Source organism: Stenotrophomonas maltophilia (assembly GCF_002799245.1).
In the GTDB taxonomy this organism is placed as follows: domain Bacteria; phylum Pseudomonadota; class Gammaproteobacteria; order Xanthomonadales; family Xanthomonadaceae; genus Stenotrophomonas; species Stenotrophomonas maltophilia_S.
In genome coordinates, this window is sequence record NZ_NEQV01000004.1 from 476,438 (window position 1) to 491,438 (window position 15,001).

General features: G+C 67.2%; 12 protein-coding genes. 5 read left to right on the forward strand and 7 right to left on the reverse strand.

The window, feature by feature from the left end; genetic code table 11:
• Window positions 1–3 precede the first annotated feature (3 nt).
• The 3 genes from B9Y64_RS14520 to B9Y64_RS14530 all read left to right on the forward strand — a co-directional run bounded on the left by B9Y64_RS14520 (window position 4) and on the right by B9Y64_RS14530 (window position 3,173).
• Window positions 4–300: a hypothetical protein gene (locus tag B9Y64_RS14520; protein WP_100441303.1), complete on the forward strand. Its 297-nt coding sequence runs from the start codon at window positions 4–6 to the stop codon at window positions 298–300.
• A gap of 182 nt (window positions 301–482) precedes the next feature.
• Window positions 483–1,415 (forward strand): MBL fold metallo-hydrolase, encoded by a 933-nt coding sequence (locus B9Y64_RS14525; RefSeq protein ID WP_100441304.1) that lies wholly within the window; start codon window positions 483–485, stop codon window positions 1,413–1,415.
• A 105-nt stretch (window positions 1,416–1,520) separates the two neighbouring features.
• Entirely contained in the window at window positions 1,521–3,173 is a 1,653-nt protein-coding gene (locus tag B9Y64_RS14530) for a M28 family metallopeptidase (protein WP_100441305.1), read from the forward strand.
• Between the two features lie 92 nt (window positions 3,174–3,265).
• Here B9Y64_RS14530 and B9Y64_RS14535 read toward each other — a convergent pair whose 3' ends face one another.
• On the reverse strand, window positions 3,266–3,619 hold the full coding sequence (locus tag B9Y64_RS14535; RefSeq protein ID WP_238379907.1) for a hypothetical protein: 354 nt from the start codon (window positions 3,617–3,619) through the stop codon (window positions 3,266–3,268).
• Between the two features lie 10 nt (window positions 3,620–3,629).
• Complete coding sequence (locus tag B9Y64_RS14540; RefSeq protein WP_010486964.1) at window positions 3,630–4,964, reverse strand: MFS transporter; 1,335 nt, start codon at window positions 4,962–4,964, stop codon at window positions 3,630–3,632.
• A gap of 224 nt (window positions 4,965–5,188) precedes the next feature.
• Between B9Y64_RS14540 and yedA the strand changes: the two genes are divergently transcribed.
• Window positions 5,189–6,094: a drug/metabolite exporter YedA gene (gene yedA, locus B9Y64_RS14545; RefSeq protein WP_100441306.1), complete on the forward strand. Its 906-nt coding sequence runs from the start codon at window positions 5,189–5,191 to the stop codon at window positions 6,092–6,094.
• Window positions 6,091–6,984, forward strand: coding sequence for an EamA family transporter RarD (rarD, locus tag B9Y64_RS14550; RefSeq protein ID WP_100441307.1), 894 nt, complete (start codon window positions 6,091–6,093; stop codon window positions 6,982–6,984). Before yedA ends, rarD begins: the two co-directional genes overlap by 4 nt.
• A 153-nt stretch (window positions 6,985–7,137) precedes the next feature.
• On the opposite strand, the gene B9Y64_RS14555 is transcribed toward rarD, so the two are convergent.
• From B9Y64_RS14555 to B9Y64_RS14575, 5 genes are all read right to left on the reverse strand, one after another.
• Complete coding sequence (locus tag B9Y64_RS14555; protein WP_100441308.1) at window positions 7,138–9,963, reverse strand: TonB-dependent receptor; 2,826 nt, start codon at window positions 9,961–9,963, stop codon at window positions 7,138–7,140.
• 412 nt (window positions 9,964–10,375) lie between these two features.
• Window positions 10,376–11,698 carry an ABC transporter permease gene (locus B9Y64_RS14560; RefSeq protein WP_100441309.1) on the reverse strand — a complete coding sequence of 441 codons (1,323 nt, stop codon included), beginning with the start codon at window positions 11,696–11,698 and terminating at the stop codon, window positions 10,376–10,378.
• Window positions 11,699–11,711: 13 nt separating this feature from the next.
• Window positions 11,712–12,869: an ABC transporter permease gene (locus tag B9Y64_RS14565; protein WP_100441310.1), complete on the reverse strand. Its 1,158-nt coding sequence runs from the start codon at window positions 12,867–12,869 to the stop codon at window positions 11,712–11,714.
• A 14-nt stretch (window positions 12,870–12,883) separates the two neighbouring features.
• Window positions 12,884–13,573 carry an ABC transporter ATP-binding protein gene (locus B9Y64_RS14570; RefSeq protein WP_004137569.1) on the reverse strand — a complete coding sequence of 230 codons (690 nt, stop codon included), beginning with the start codon at window positions 13,571–13,573 and terminating at the stop codon, window positions 12,884–12,886.
• 102 nt (window positions 13,574–13,675) lie between these two features.
• On the reverse strand, window positions 13,676–14,923 hold the full coding sequence (locus B9Y64_RS14575; RefSeq protein ID WP_100441311.1) for an efflux RND transporter periplasmic adaptor subunit: 1,248 nt from the start codon (window positions 14,921–14,923) through the stop codon (window positions 13,676–13,678).
• Between the last annotated feature and the right edge of the window lie 78 nt (window positions 14,924–15,001).

Here is a 15,001-nt window from a genome sequence, read left to right on the forward strand (position 1 = left end):
GCGATGGCCTGGTTGTCGCTGCTGCTGTTCCTGCCCTGGTTCCTGCTGCTGGGCAGCCTGTACTGGCTGTTCCCACGCCAGCCCCGTAGCGCACGGCGGCGCCTGTTCGATGGCACCACCCTGCTAGTGGCCTTCGCGCTGAGCATCGTGTCGATGCTGTGGGGCTACCGCATCGGCGTGGTGCAGCCCGGCGCCGGCCCGATCTGGCCACAGGTGCTGGCGGTGCTGTATGCCTACGGCGCGTTCCTGGCGGTGCTGGTGCTGGCCCTGCTGCTGCGGCCGCGCTGGTTGCGCCCCTGATGGAGCGCCCCGCGCGCGCCCTCTGTAGAGCCGAGCCCATGCTCGGCTGATGTCTGGCAGAAAGGCAGCCGGGCATGGGCTTGGCTCTACGGAATTGCCCCTCCGACCAAAGCCGCATCGAACCCGGGCCGCCTGCGCGCCTACCATGGGGGTCCATTCCCGATCCTGCCAGGTGCGTGCCGATGACCGCCGACCCCAGCATCCACACCATCGATACCGGCTTCCAGCGCCCCGATTTCGATGCGGCCTACCTGATCGTTGAGAACGGCCGCGCCGCGTTCGTCGACTGCGGCACCGGCCTGTCGGTACCGGCGATGCTGCAGGCGCTGGCGGACGCCGGCCTGGGCGTGGAAGCGGTGGATTGGTTGCTGCTCACGCATGTGCACCTGGACCATGCCGGTGGTGCGGGCCTGCTGATGCAGCAGCTGCCGAACGCAAAGGCGGTGCTGCATCCGCGCGGCGCGCCGCACATGATCGACCCGGCCCGGCTGATCGCCGGTGCGACGGCGGTGTATGGCGCCGAGGAGATTGCGCGCAGCTACGGCCGCATCGAGGCGATTGCAGAACAGCGTGTGGTGGTGGCTGAAGATGGCCACCGCATCGACCTGGCCGGCCGCGAGCTGTTGCTGCTGCACACGCCGGGCCACGCGCTGCACCACTACTGCGTGTGGGATGCGCGCAGCCGCAGCTGGTTCACCGGCGATACGTTCGGTATCTCCTACCGCGAGCTGGACAGCGCACAGGGTGCCTTCATCTTCCCGACGTCGTCGCCGGTGCAGTTCGACCCGGAGGCGATGAAGGCCTCGATCCGGCGCATGCTGGGCTACGCACCGCAGGCGATGTACCTGACCCACTATGGGCGCGTGGAGCAGGTGGAAAAACTGGCAGCAGACCTGCTCGAGCAGATCGATGCGATGGCCACCATCGGCCGCCAGTGCGATGGCCGCCCGGACCGCCACCGCTGCCTGCTGGCGGCATTGCAGGCGCTGTACCTGGAACGTGCGCAACTGCATGGCTGTGCGCTGGACCAGGCGGCGGTGACTGCGGTGCTGGCGATGGACATCGAACTCAACGCACAGGGCCTGGCCTGCTGGCTGGATCGCATCCGCAGGTAGATCCGCGCCCCGGGGGGATGAAGCAGGCCCACGCTGCACCGCGATGTCACGACCACGTTACACTCTGGTGACTTCCAAGCTAGCCGTGGTACTGCCGTGAATCCGATGCGCGTGTTGCTGCTGTCGTCCTGCCTGTTTGTCGGTGGCCTGGCCCATGCGGCCAACGACCTGCCGGGTGGCGGCATCGATCCGCAGGCGCTGTCGCGCCACGTGCGTGTGCTGGCGTCGGATGAATTCGAGGGCCGCGCGCCGGCCACCGAGGGCGAAGAGCGCACCGTGCAGTACCTGATCGAGCAGTTCCGCAGCTACGGCCTGCAGCCGGGTGGCGTGGATGGAAGCTGGGTGCAGCCGGTACCGCTGGTGCGCGCGCAGCTGGAGGGCCCGGCCAAGGCCAGCCTGTCGCTGAAGCAGGGCAACCGCGCGCTGGCCAACGGCGTGGACGTGACCCTGCAGAGCCTGCAGCCGCGCAAGCGCGTGCAGATCAGGAATGCGCCACTGGTGTTCGTCGGCTACGGCATCGATGCGCCGGAACGCCAGTGGAACGACTACAAGGACGTGGACCTTCACGGCAAGATTGCCGTGGTGCTGATCAACGACGCCGATTTCGAGGCCGATGCGCCGGGCGCGTTCGATGGCAAGGCGGTGACCTACTACGGCCGCTGGAGCTACAAGTTCGAAGAAGCCGCGCGCCGTGGTGCCGAAGGCGTGCTGATCGTGCACGAGACCGCACCGGCCGCGTATGGCTGGGCCACGGTGAAGAGTTCGGGTACCTCGCCGCTGTTCGACATCGAGCGCGGCCAGGCCGAAGCGATGGCGCAGCACACGCCGCTGCGCGGCTGGATGCAGCGCGAGCTGGCCGAGGCGATCTTCGCCGACGCCGGCCTGGACTTCGACGCCGAGAAGCGCAAGGCGATGCGCGCCGACTTCCGCCCGGTTGCGCTGGACAACGCGAAGCTGAGCGTGGATTTCGCGCTCAAGCGCGAGCAGGTGGTGACCCGCAACGTGGTGGCCAAGCTGCCCGGTGGCGAACATGGCGATGAAGCGGTGATCTTCTCCGCGCACTGGGATGCGTTCGGTATCGGCCAGCCCGATGCCAAGGGTGACCGCATCCGCCGTGGCGCGATCGACAATGCCACCGGCGTGGCCACGGTGCTGGAGCTGGGCCGCGTGTTCGCCGCCGGCCCGCAGCCGCAGCGCACGCTGTACTTCGTGGCACTGACGGCCGAAGAGAAGGGCCTGCTGGGCGCCAGCTACTACGCGGCGCACCCGCTGGCGCCGCTGGACAAGACCGCCGCGGTGCTGAACATCGAGATGTTCAGCCCGGATGGCCCGACCCGCGACATCGCTTCGTGGGGCAAGGGCCGGGTGTCGCTGGAAGGCGACCTGGAGCGCGTGGCCAAGGCCCGCGGTCGCAGCTACAGCCCGGACCCGAACCTGGAAGCCGGCTTCTTCTACCGCGCCGACCACTTTGCCTTCGCCCGCCTGGGCGTGCCGGCGATCACCATCGGCCCGGGGCTGGACAAGCTGGACGGTGGCGTTGAAGCCGGCCGCGCGCTGCGCGAGAAGTACTTCGCTGACTGCTACCACCAGGCCTGTGATGCGTGGACGCCGAGCTGGGACCCGAGCGGCCACGCCGCCGATACCCTGCTGGTCTACGATCTGGGCGCGGAGCTGGCCAACAGCCGCCGTTGGCCGACATGGGAAAAGGAATCGGAGTTCCGCGGCGCGCGCGACAAGAGCGAAGCGGCCCGCCGTTGAAGGGGGTAGTGCCGGCCGCTGGCCGGCAACGCCACCGTCTTTCCGAAGGTACATGAGGTTGCCGGCCAGCGGCCGGCACTACCGTGTGTCCGTCAGCGCCGGCGCAGCAGCTTCCACGCGCCCCAGCCGCTGGCCGCGAGCGCTGCCAGATAGCACGCCACCATCGTACGCAGGCCGACCAGCGACCCTGGACTGAGGCCGCGATGCAGGCGCAGCCGCAACGAGCTGTGGCCGCTGCCCAGGTCCACCGCCAGCTGCAGCGCCAGCGCGGCACAGAACACCAGCAGGGCGATTCCGAACCCGATGCGCGGCCACGCGGCCTGCGCGTTGGGGCGGCGCAGCAGCCAGGCCAGTGCCGTGGCTGCGGCCATCGTCACCGCGATCCACATCAATGGGGTGGCCGGAGACGCAGCGGCCACCGGCATTGCACCGGTGGCCGCGATCATGGCAGCGCGCTTACTTGCGGGTGCCGTCGAGCCAGTTCGGGCCCTTGTTGGTGAGGAAGAACACATAGACCACCAACGATACCGCGATGGTGGCGGTGACGTAGATGGCGAACCAGTCGACATGGCCGGTCTTCAGCGCGCCCTGGTACAGCAGCGGGGCGGTGCCGCCGAACAGCGAGTTGGCCAGCGCATAGCCCAGGCCCACGCCGAGTGCGCGCACATGGGTGGGGAACAGTTCGGCCTTCACCACTGCGTTGATCGAGGTGTAGCCGGTGAGGATGACGAACGCCATGGCCAGGGTCAGGAAGGCCAGGGTGGCGTCATGCTGGTGCGGCAGCTGGGTGATCAGGTACCAGCTGTACAGCACGCCGCCGACACCGAAGAACACCAGCAGGGTCTTGCGGCCGATGATGTCCGACAGCCAGCCACCGACCGGCTGCAGCACCATCAGGAAGGCCAGCACGCCCAGGTTGATCAGGGTGCCGGTCATCGGGTCGTTGCCGGCGAAGGCGCTCTGGATCATCTTCGGGCCGTTCACCGAGTAGGTGTAGAAGGCCACGGTGCCGCCGGCGGTGATCAGGAAGCACAGCAGCAGCGGCCGCCACTGGTGCACGAACAGTTCGTACATCGAACCGGACTTCTGTGCCTTGCCCTCGCGCGCGGCCTCGATCGACGACTCCGACAGCGATTCGTCCATGCCCCGGCGCAGCCAGAACACCACCACCGCGGCGATGCCGCCGATGCCGAAGGCGATGCGCCAGCCCCATTCGGAGATTTCCGGCTTGCCCCAGAAGGTCAGCATCAGCAGCAGGGTCAGCTGGGCCAGCACATGGCCGCCGACCAGGGTGACGTAGTGGAAGGAGGACAGGAAGCCGCGGCGGCCGGGAATGGCGGCCTCGGACATGTAGGTGGCGCTGGCGCCGTACTCGCCACCGGTGGCGAAGCCCTGCAGCAGGCGTGCGAACAGCAGGATGACCGCGGCCCAGATGCCGATGCTGGCGGCGGTGGGGGTGATGGCGATGAGGAACGAGCACAGTGCCATCAGCGTGACCGAGACGGTCAGCGCCAGGCGGCGGCCGTGGCGGTCGGCGAAGCGGCCGAAGAACCAGGCGCCGATCGGGCGCATCAGGAACGTTGCGGCGAAGATCGCCCACACGTACATCGTGGAGTTCTTGTCGTCCGGCGAGAAGAACTGCGATTCGAAGTACACGGCGAACACCGAGTACACATAGACGTCATACCACTCCACCAGGTTGCCGGCGGAGCCTTTGAGGGTATTGGAGATCGACCGGCGCAGGGCGGCGCGGTCGTTCGCGGGTACGGCGGGTTGGGACGTGGTGCTCATCTGGGTGGGAATCCTCGATGCGGCGCGTCCGTGCGCAGGGAAAACGGCGCCCGGTCATCGGGGCGGCGCGACCGGGCAGCCCTCTTGGTACTGCATCGGCCGTCAACACGGGGTAGCAGACCAGAGCAGGGTGCATGGATGGATGACAGCGTGCCACCGTATGGGGTCACGGACCATACTCAAAACGTCCTAGAATCCGCGTTCCCCCGGCTCCCTGGTGTGTCATGTCGGCTCCCCCCTCTTCGTCTGCGGCTGCCCCCCGGGGTGGCCTTGTCGCGCTGGCCCTGCTGCTGGTCTATGTGGTCTGGGGCTCGACCTACCTGGGTATCGCCAAGGCCCTGCACGGCGGTGCGCTGCCGCTGACGATGGTCTCCGGCAGCCGGTTCATCATTGCCGGCGGGGTGATGTTCGCGGCGCTGCGGTTGTTCTGGAAGCTGCCGAAACCGACGCTGCGGCAGTGGCGCAATCTGGTGGTGATGGGCGTGACCATGCTGGTGCTGGGCAACGGCATGGTGGTACTGGCCGAGCGCGAGGTGTCTTCGGGCCTGGCCGCCACCGCGGTGGCCTCGGTGCCGCTGTGGATGGCGCTGTTCTCGGCACTGCGCGGGCAGCATGCCAGCCGCGGTGAGTGGCTGGGTATCGCCATCGGCTTCCTGGGCGTGGTCTGGCTCAACGCCGGCAGCAGCCTGACCGCCTCGCCGACCGGGTTGGTGCTGCTGCTGATCGCGCCGATTGGCTGGGCGTTCGGTTCGGTGTGGGCACGCGGGCTGGACCTGCCTGGGCCGTTCATGACCGCGGCCGGGCAGATGATCTGCGGCGGCGTGCTGCTGGTGCTGATCGGCCTGGCGGTGGGCGAGCGCCCGACCACGCTGCCCGACACCGGCGGCCTGCTGGCGATGGCCTACCTGTGCGTGTTCGGCTCGATCGTCGCGTTCACCGCCTACGTGTGGCTGCTGCAGAACGTGCGCCCGGCGCTGGCCGGCAGCTATGCGTACGTCAACCCGGTGATCGCGGTGCTGCTGGGCGCGCTGCTCAACGGTGAGCGGTTCGGCTGGCGCGACCTGCTGGCGATGGCGGTGATACTCCTGGGCGTGGTGGTACTGACAATGGCAAGGACGAGAAAGAAGTGAGCATGGACGAGAAAGAACAACGCCGGGGCCTGCTGGTCACTGCGTCCACCTTCGTGATCTGGGGCCTGGTGCCGGTGTACTGGCACCTGCTCAACGAGGTGCCCTCGTTCCAGATCATTGCCCACCGCATCATCTGGAGCACCGTGATGGTGCTGGGCTGGCTGTTGATCAGCTCGCGCCTGGGCTGGTGGCAGAAGATCGCCGCGCAGCCGCGCGCGCTGCCGATCCTGCTGGTGTCGAGCCTGACCATCGCCTTCAACTGGGGCCTGTACATCTGGGCGATCAATGCCGGCCACGTCATCGAGACCAGCCTGGGTTACTTCATCAACCCGCTGGTGAACGTGTTGCTGGGGGTGCTGGTGCTGAAGGAGCGGCTGCGCCGCCTGCAGTGGGTAGCGGTGGCGATGGCGGCGGTGGGCGTGGCCTGGCTGACCATCGACGCCGGCACGCCGCCGTGGATCGCGCTGGGCCTGGCCTGTTCGTTCGGCCTGTATGGCCTGCTGCGCAAGCTGGTCTCGGTCGACCCGGTGGCGGGCCTGGGCGTGGAAAGCCTGTACCTGTTCCTGCCCGCGCTGGCCTTCGCCATCTGGGCCGAAAACGGCCATGGCGGCGCGTTCTTCCATGGCTGGGGCTGGCGCAACGACCTGCTGCTGATCTTCGGCGGCGCGATCACCGCGGTGCCGCTGATCGGCTTCGCTTACGGCGTGAAGCGCATTCCGCTGTCGCTGGTCGGGATCCTGCAGTACATCGCGCCGAGCCTGCAGCTGCTGCTGGGCGTGTTCTTCTTCCACGAAGCGTTCGACACTGCCAAGGCGATCGGCTTTGCCGCGATCTGGGCCGGGCTGGTGCTGTTCGTCGGCGACAACATCCGCACGATGCGCAAGCGGTAGCGCTGGCGGCGCTGCGGGGCCGGATCCCTTCGCAGGGCGAAGGGATCCGACCCCGCTTCCACCCAAAAAAGAACGGCGCCCCGAAGGGCGCCGCTCTGCTTCCATCCACGGCCAGGAGAGAGGGATGGCCGTGGCGGGAACGCGGTTGCAGGCTTAGAAGCGCTGCTGGTACTTCATGTACATGAAGCGGCCGATGTCGAAGCCACCGTAGTAGGTGAAGCTGCTGTTCGGCTGGCTGTACATGATCGGGCCCTGGTGGTTGAACACGTTGTTCACGCCCAGCGACACGGTGCCATCCCACGGCAGGCTGTAACGCACCTGCAGGTCGTGGAAGGTGTTGGAGCCCACCTTGTTGGTCGGCGACGCGCTGGTATACGACGAGTTGAAGCCCGGCATGTTGCACTCGTCCATGTACGAGCACTTCTCCTTCATGCTGGAGTAGTAGCGTGCGGTCCAGCCGATGCCGAGGTCGCCGTACTGCCAATCCAGGTTGAAGGTGGAGCGCACGCGGAAGTCGCCGCCCCAACCGGTACGCTGTTCCACCGGGGTGGTGGCGGCGCTGTCGTTGCGCTGCTCCAGGTAGTCGGTGTAGGTGGTGTTCCAGTTGACGGCGAGCTTGCCGAACGCGGTTTCCGGCAGGCGGTAGCGCACGTTGATGTCATAGCCGGCGGTTTCGCGGTAGCCCGCGTTGACCAGCGAGCGGTCCAGCGAAGTGACCTGGCCGTTGCTGCCACGGGCGAAGCGGCCGCAGGCAGCATCCGAACCCTGCACGTAGCACTGTTCCAGGATGTTGGTGGCCGACTCACCGACGATGGCGTTGTCGATGCGGATCTTCCACCAGTCCAGGCTGACGTCCAGGCCCTGCACGAAGTCCGGGCTGTAGACCAGGCCCACGGTCCAGGTCTTGGCGGTTTCCGGCTTCAGGTTCGGGTTGGAACCCGAGCTGAAATCGGTGGTGGCCTGCTGGCCGGGCTTGGTGGCCACGCTGCCATCGCTGTTGAGCTGGCGGAAGTTGGCCGGCACCTTCAGCGCCTGGCAACGGGCGGCCACGGCCGCGCTGGTGGCGGCGGTACCGAAGGAGGTATCGCACGGGTCGGTGAACGAGTCGCGGCTGCTGACGGTGCCGCCGTACAGGTCATCCACGGTTGGCGCACGGAAGCCGGTGCCGTAGGTGGCGCGCACCAGCAGGCTGTCGATCGGCTTCCACTTCAGGCCGAACTTGCTGTTGGTGGTCGAACCGAAGTTGTTGTAGTCGGAGTAGCGGCCGGCCATGTCCAGCGACAGTTCGCGGGCGAACGGCAGGTCGGCCAGCAGCGGCACCTGCAGTTCCAGGTAGACCTCGTTGAGCGAGTAGTTGCCGCGGGTCGGCTGGCCGCCGGTGCCGGCGATCTCACCCTTCTGCACCATCATGTCCGGGGTGTAGCTGGCTTCCTCGCTGCGGTGCTCGAAGCCCATCGCGGCCAGGATGTCGCCGGCCGGCAGGGTGAACAGCGAGCCGGAGATGTTGCCGCTGGCGACCTTGGTGGTGCTCTGCATCTTGTCGACGAAGCGGGTGAACAGGTAGTCCTGCACATCCTGGTTGCTCAGCGAGCCCGGGCCGGTGTAACCCATCGGGGCGGCCGGGTTCCACGGCACGCAGCCGGCGATCACCGCACCCGGTGCACCGCAACGGGCCACGTTGCCGTCCATGAAGGACGGGCCGACGGCCAGGTTGACGTGCGGCTGGTACATGCTGCCGGTACCGATGCGCTCGCCTTCGTTGCGGTTGTACATGTAGTTGACGTTCCAGTCCCAGTACCGCGAACCGGTTTCGAAGCTGCCTTCCAGGCCGATGCTGGCGCGCTTGGTTTCCAGGTTGTTCTCGGTGCCGCGCGGCAGTTCCTCGGTGCGGTGCGCGAACAGCGCGTCCTGGCCCCACAGGTTGAACGCGCTGTCCTTGGACAGGGCGGCACGGCTGCCATTGCGGGCCTGTGCGGCGCTGACCGAGTACGGGTAGCCGGCCAGGTGCTTGGTCGACTCGCGCTTGCTGTACAGCGCGTCGGCGACGATGCGCAGGTTGTCGGTGATCGAGAAGCCACCGTTGGCGAACACCGAGGTGCGCTCCAGGCCGGTCAGCAGGCTCATGTTCGACTTGGTGTTGGCACCATCGGCCGGATCCGGCGCATGGAAGTTGCCGGCCTTGCCCGGGTCGCCGCCCGGGCCCACGGTCAGGTTCTTGCCACCGACGGTGACGTAGCCCCACGGGGTGTTGCCGTTCAGGCCATCGTTCGGGTGACGCGGGCCGTTGGTGTAACGGCTGAATTCGCGGTCCTTGCCCAGCACCTCGTCTTCCTTGGTGCGCTCGGCGCCCACGCTGAACCAGCCGCGTTCGAAGGTCTTGCCGAAGGTCGCGCTGTAGGCGCGCTTCTGGCCGTCACCCTGGCCGTACTGGCCCACATAGACGCTGGCTTCGCCGCCATCGAAATTCTTGCGGGTGATGATGTTGACCACACCGGCGATGGCATCGGAGCCGTACAGCGCGGAGGCGCCGTCGGTCAGCACTTCCACGCGCTCGACGATGGACGACGGGATCGAGGCCAGGTCGGAGTAGCCGCCGGCGCTGACGCCCATGCGGCGGCCGTCGATCAGCACCAGGCTGCGTTCCGGGCCCAGGTTGCGCAGGCTCACGTACATGCCGCCGAAATCGCGCGAAGAGGTCAGCGACGAGGCGCGGCTCATGCTCGGCGCACCGGCGGCAGGAATGTCCTGCAGGATGTCGGCGACGTTGACGTAGCCCTTCTTCTCGATCTCGGCGCGGTTGAGCGCGACCACCGGCTGTGCGGTTTCGACACTGGCCTGGCGGATGCGCGAGCCGGTGATTTCGATGCGGTCGAGGTTGGTCGGGGTATCGCCGGCGCTCTGTGCGAAGGCGGGGGTGCTGCAGCTGGCGGCCAGCGCGATGACGATCGCGTTGCGCAGCGGATTGGTTTTCAGGGACATCCGTGAAATCTCGTGTTTCAGTAAAAACAAGCGCCCGTTCTATGGGCGCGTGGGGTGCTGCAAACCAACGTGGGGGGCGCGATTCTAGAGTGTTTCCATTCGTAACTGTTTGTCTCGACGCCGCTGGACGTGCGCGAAAATGAATCGCAACCAACAATCCACAGATGCGCTGTGCGCAGCGTCACGCGCGCTGCGTTTGCGATGGGCAGAGGCATCGATAGCGGCGGATTTCCGGCGATCTGTAGCAGCGTGTGCGCGCAGGCATTCATCCACGCATGGCGTGGATCTACTGCACCGAGATCGGGGTCAGATCCCTTCGCGTAGCGAAGGGATCTGACCCCGCCAACGAAAAAAGGGACGGAGCCTTCGCTCCGTCCCCCTGCGGGATGCGCAGTCCATCGCTGCGTGATGCTCAGGTTTCGCGCAGCGCCGTAGTGATCGGCAAACGCGCCGCGCGCAGTGCCGGGAACAGGCCGCCGACCAGGCCGATGCCCAGTGCCCATTTCAGGCCGGTCCACAGCAGTTCCGGCGACACGTGGAACTTGAACACCACCGCGCTGAAGTTGCTGCCGATGGTGGACACGCTGTAGCCATTGAACAGCAGCCATGCGACCGCACACCCGAGCAGGCCGCCGAGCAGCGCCAGCAGCATCGTCTCCAGCATCACCGCGGTCACCACCGGCAGGCCGCGGAAGCCGATCGCGCGCATGGTGGCGATTTCGCGCGCGCGCGTGGCCACCGCCGCATACATGGTGTTGAGCGCGCCGAACACTGCACCGACCGCCATGATCGTGCCGATCACCTTGCCGAGGATGTCGATCAGCTTGGTCAGCCCGCCGCCCTGCTTGCCGTAGTAGACGCGGGTGGTTTCCACGTCCAGTTTCAGGCGCGGGTCGGCGGCGACGGCTGCCTTGAACTGCTCGAAGCCGGCCTTGCCCTCGGTGCGTACGCTGATCGACTGCCAGGCACTGCGCTGGTAGGTGGTGGCCAGCGTATCGGCGTCGGTCCACAGTTCCGAATCATGCGCATCACCGGTGGCGAACACGCCGACCACGGTCCAGGTCTGGTTGCCCAGGTTCAGCGTCTTGCCGACCTCCATGTTGCGGAACTGGCCCTTCGCACCCTGGCCGACCACGATCTCGCGCAGGCCGGGGGCGAATTTGCGGCCTTCGATGATCTTGACCTTGTCATGCACCGCCCACGCCTGTGGGCCGACGCCGCGGAACTGCGCGTTGACGTCGGTGCCATCGGACTTCGACACCAGGTTGACCACCTGCGACAGCTCCGGCGACAACAGCGGCCGGCCCTGTGCATCGCGGCTGATGCCCGGCAGGGTGGACAGCGTCGGTACCTGCTCGCGGGTGATCACCGAGTTGGTTTCGGCCTGCGAGCCACCGCGCAGCACGATGGCGGTGGTGTCGTCGCCGGTGTTGTTGAGCGTGGCCTGGAAGCCTTCGCCCATCGCCAGCATCGCCACCAGCACGCCGACCACGCCGGCGATGCCGACTACGATCACCGAGGAGGCGCCCCAGCGCTGCGGCAGGCTGGCCACACCGATGCGGGTGGCGGCCAGGGCCAGCCGTCCGCCACGGGTCAGCAGCAGCCACAGCGCCAGCAGCACGGCCACGGCCAGCACGCCGATCCACGGCAGGCTGATCCAGAGCACCAGGCCGATCACCAGCAGCAGCACGGTGACCGCGTTGCCCAACCACTTCTTGAGTTTGCTCTTGAACATGTCGGTGTCCTCCTCAGCGGCCGGCCAGTGCGTCGACGATCTTCAGGCGCTTGGCACGCAGCGCCGGCAGCAGGCCGACGATGATGCCGATCACCACGATCAGGCCCAGCCCCATCAGCCAGGTTGGCGTGGGCACGTGCGGTGGCAGCATGCCTATGCTCTTCGGACTGATCACCGGCAGGATCAGCGCAGCCAGGCCCATGCCGATCAGGCCCCCGAGGCCGATCAGCAGCACCGACTCCACCATCACCAGGGTCAGCACGGTGCTGTCCTTGAAGCCCAGTGTCTTCAGCGTGGCCAGCTCCGGCACGCGCTCGCGCACCGCCTGTGCCATGGTGTTGCCGGTCAGCAGCAGCAGGGTGAAGAACACCGCGCCCATGATCGAGGTGACGATCATGCCGATATCCGCGAACTGCTTGACGAAGGCCTGCTGGAACGCCGATTCGGTCTGGGTCTTGGTCTCGTGGTCGGAGTTGGCCGAGATCGCATCGATGGCCTGCGCCACCCGCGAGGAGTGGTCGGGGTTGTCCAGCGTCACCGTGTACCAGCTCACCTGGTTCTTGATGTAATCGTTGGATTCATCGAAGTACTTCCAGTTCATCATCAACTGGCGTTCTTCGTTTGCCGCCAGCGCGCGGTCCTTGGAGCGGTAGATGCCCTTCAGCTCCAGCGGCCAGTCGTTGCTGCCGCCGCGCGGGAAGATCGTCGCCTGCAGTGGGATGGTATCGCCGATCTTCCAGCCGAACTGCTTGGCCAGGGTCTCGCCGACGATGGCGCCGGTGCGGGTCTGCTTCCAGTCTTCCAGCTGTGCCGGGTCGATCTGCAGTTCGCGGTAGACATCGAAGTAGTTGGGTGACACCGAGAAGTTCGGGAAGAAGTTCTTTGGGTCCTGGTAGATGCCGCCGAACCACATGCCGTAGGCCACGTCGCGCACGCCGGCCACCTGGCGGATCTGGGTTTCCAGGCGGATCGGCAGCGACTGGGTGATCGACAGCCGCGAGGCCACCACCAGGCGGTTGGCGCCTTCCACGCTGCCACCCGACGAGAACGCCACGCGCACCGAATCGAGCATGCCGAACAGCAGGAACGCGGCCACCACCGACAGCAGGGTCAGCAGGGTACGGGTGCGGCTGCGGAACAGCTGTGCCCACACCAACGAGAAGTATTTCATCGCCGTGGCCTCCGTCAGTGGGCCAGCGGCGCGTCGGCCAGCTCGCCCTTGTCCAGGTGCACCGTGTGCGTGGCGTACTCGGCGGCCTTCGGGTCATGGGTGACCATGATGATGGTCTTGCCGTGTTCGCGGTTGAGCTGCTGCAGCAGGCCGAGGATCTCCTCGGCGGATTGGCGGTCGAGGTCGCCGGTCGGTTCGTCGCAGATCAGGAAGGTCGGGTCGGAGACGATCGCGCGGGCGATCGCCACGCGCTGCTGCTGGCCGCCGGACAGCTCATTCGGGCGATGGCTGCGGCGGTCGGCCAGGCCAACCAGGGTCAGCGCGATTTCCGCATTGCGGCGCCGCTGGGCGGCATTGAGGTGGGTCAGCAGCAGCGGCAGCTCCACGTTCTTCTGTGCGGTCAGCATGGGCATCAGGTTGTAGAACTGGAATACGAAGCCGACGTGGTGGCTGCGCCAGGTCGACAGCTGGCCGCCGCTCATCTGGTCGATGCGCTCGCCTTCGATGCTGATCTCGCCGCCGCTGGGGTTGTCCAGGCCGCCGATCAGGTTGAGCAGGGTGGTCTTGCCCGAGCCGGACGGGCCCATCAGCGCGACGAAGTCGCCGCTGGCGATGTCCAGGTCGATGCCGTGCAGCACCTGCACTTTCTCGGGGCCACGCTGGTAGGTCTTGGTGATGTTGCGCAGTGAAACCAGGGTCGACATGGGTGGTTCTCCACGGAAGGCGGGAAACGGGGAAGCGCCGCGGCGATGGCCGCAGGCGTGCGTCGAGCGGTGCTGCCGGCGGCGCCCACGGGCGCCAGGCCGTTACTGCGCTTGTTTCTGTTGCACCTTGGCGCCATCGCGCAGCGTGTCCGGCGGGTTCACCACCACCGGTTCACCCGCGCTCACGCCCTTGAGGATCTGGCGGTCCTTGCCCATCGCCTGGCCGGCCTCGACGGTGCGCTGCTGCACCCGGCTACCGTCACCCAGCACGAAGGCCACCGAGGCACCCTCACGCTGCACTACGGCGCCGCCCGGCACGCGCACGCCTTGCGGCTTGGCGGCCACCTGCGGCTGCGCCTGTTCCAGGAAGCTGACCCGCACGCCCATTTCCGGCACGATGCGCGGGTCTTTCACCTTCAGCGCCACACGGACCTTCACCGTGGCCTTGCCGCGGTCGGCGGTGGGGATGATGGCGATCACCTCGCCGGGAATCTTCCATTCCGGGTAGGCATTGAGCGTGGCTTCCACCGGCATCTTCGGCTGCACGCGGCCGATGAAGGCCTCGCCGACCTCGACTTCGATCTCCAGCGAGTCCATGTCGACGATGGTGCCGATGCCGGTACGGGTGAAGCCGCCACCGGCCGACAGCGGCGAGACGATCTCACCCGGTTGCGCCGCCTTGGCGGTGACCACGCCGGAGAACGGTGCGCGCACCACGTTGTTGTCCACGCCGAGGTCGGCGATGGCCAGCTGGTCGTGGGCGACCTTGACGTTGCGCTGCGCCGTATCCAACTGCGCACGCAGGCTGTCGCGCTGGGCCACGGCCTGGTCGTACTGCGAGCGCGAGACCAGTTGCTGGCCGACCAGCGCCTGCAGGCGGCTGGCTTCGGCGGCGGCCTGCTTCTGCTGTGCCTCCAGCCCGGCTACCTGGCTGCGTGCGGCCTGCAGCTGCGAGGCATACAGGCTGCGCTGCGCGTCGGCATCGATCGGGTCCAGCGTGGCCATCACCTGGCCGGCCTCGACCCGCATGCCTTCCTCGATCATCACTTCGCGTACCTTGCCGGTGATCTTGGCCGACACCGTGGCCATGCGCCGGGCAACCACATAGCCGCTGGCGTCGAGCACCGAGCTGCTGGCGCTGCCCTGCTGGATGGCCACCGCGGGGGCAGTTTCCACCTCCACGGCCGGTGCGCGGCCGAACAGGAAGGCCACGGCGGCGGCGATCAGCAACACGACCACGATGATCGCGATCCACAGCCCACGGCGGCCACCGCCATTGCCTCCGGAGGCCGGCGGGGGCGATTTGCGGTCGATACGGAGTTCCTTCAACAGCTCGGCAGAAGCGTTCATTCGTTCCATCACAGGCGTTCGGGCGGGTATGGCCGGAAGGGCGGACGGCGGCGGTTCCGGCGGTGAGCGTGCGGCACA